At 74.2% G+C, this 1,269-nt stretch carries 1 protein-coding gene; it reads right to left on the bottom strand.

What is annotated here, in order from left to right; genetic code table 11:
• Positions 1-55 precede the first annotated feature (55 nt).
• Positions 56-1,269: argininosuccinate lyase (gene argH, locus EUA98_RS19570; RefSeq protein ID WP_130104349.1), on the bottom strand; the 1,214-nt coding region annotated here is incomplete at its 5' end.

Raw genomic sequence — 1,269 nt, 5'->3', positions numbered from 1 at the left:
GCGGCCGGCCCGTCGCCGGGCCGACCGGTCGCGTCGTCGGTCATCGGGCGGCCGGTCAGCCCCGCGACCAGGTCCGCAGCGCGGCGGCGCGGGCCCGGGCCCGACCGAGCTGCTCGGCGACCCGCACGGGTGCGGTCCCGCCGAACGCCGACCGCGACGCGAGCGAACCCTCGACCGTGAGCACCTCGCGCACCGACGGGGTGAGGTGGACCGAGATCCCGGCGAGCTCCTCGTCGGTCAGGTCCCACAGCTCGATGCCGCGGTCCTCGCACTCGCGCACGCAGGCGCCCGCGAGCTCGTGGGCGACCCGGAACGGCACGCCCTGGCGCACCAGCCACTCGGCCACGTCCGTGGCGAGCGAGAACCCCTGCGGGGCGAGCTCGGCCATGCGGCCGACGTCGAACGTGAGCGTCGCCACCATGCCGGCGAACGCGGGCAGCAGGACGGCGAGGGTGTCGACCTGGTCGAACACCGGCTCCTTGTCCTCCTGCAGGTCGCGGTTGTAGGCGAGCGGCAGCCCCTTGAGCGTCGCCAGCAGCCCGGTCAGGTCGCCGATCATGCGACCGGCCTTGCCGCGGGCCAGCTCGGCGACGTCCGGGTTCTTCTTCTGCGGCATGATGCTCGACCCGGTGGAGTACGCGTCGTCGAGCCGCACGAAGCCGAACTCGCGCGTCGCCCAGATGATGACCTCCTCGGCCAGCCGGGACAGATCCACCCCGGTCATCGCCGCGACGAAGGCGAACTCCGCCACGACGTCCCGGCTCGCGGTGCCGTCGATCGAGTTCTCGACCGGCCCGTCGAACCCGAGCTCGGCGGCGATCGCCGCCGGGTCGAGCCCGAGGGACGACCCCGCCAGGGCACCCGAGCCGTAGGGCGACCGAGCGGCGCGAGCGTCCCAGTCCACCCACCGCTCGACGTCGCGCAGCATGGGCCACGCGTGCGCGAGCAGGTGGTGCGCGAGCAGCACCGGCTGCGCGTGCTGCATATGTGTGCGTCCCGGCATGGGCGCCTCGCCGTGCGCGGCGGCCTGGGCGATCAGCGCGTCCACGACATCGAGTAGCAGACCCGACAACGCCCGGGCCTCCTCGCGCAGGTACATCCGCACCAGCGTGGCGACCTGGTCGTTGCGGGACCGGCCGGCGCGGAGCTTGCCGCCGAGGTCCACCCCTGCGCGGTCGAGCAACCCGCGCTCGAGCGCGGTGTGCACGTCCTCGTCACCCGGATCGGGTCGGAACGCGCCGCTCGCCACGTCGACGCGCAGCTGCTCGA

This window comes from Pengzhenrongella frigida, from assembly GCF_004168625.1.
Lineage (GTDB): Bacteria > Actinomycetota > Actinomycetes > Actinomycetales > Cellulomonadaceae > Pengzhenrongella > Pengzhenrongella frigida.
This window is presented reverse-complemented; position numbering and strand designations above follow the sequence as displayed.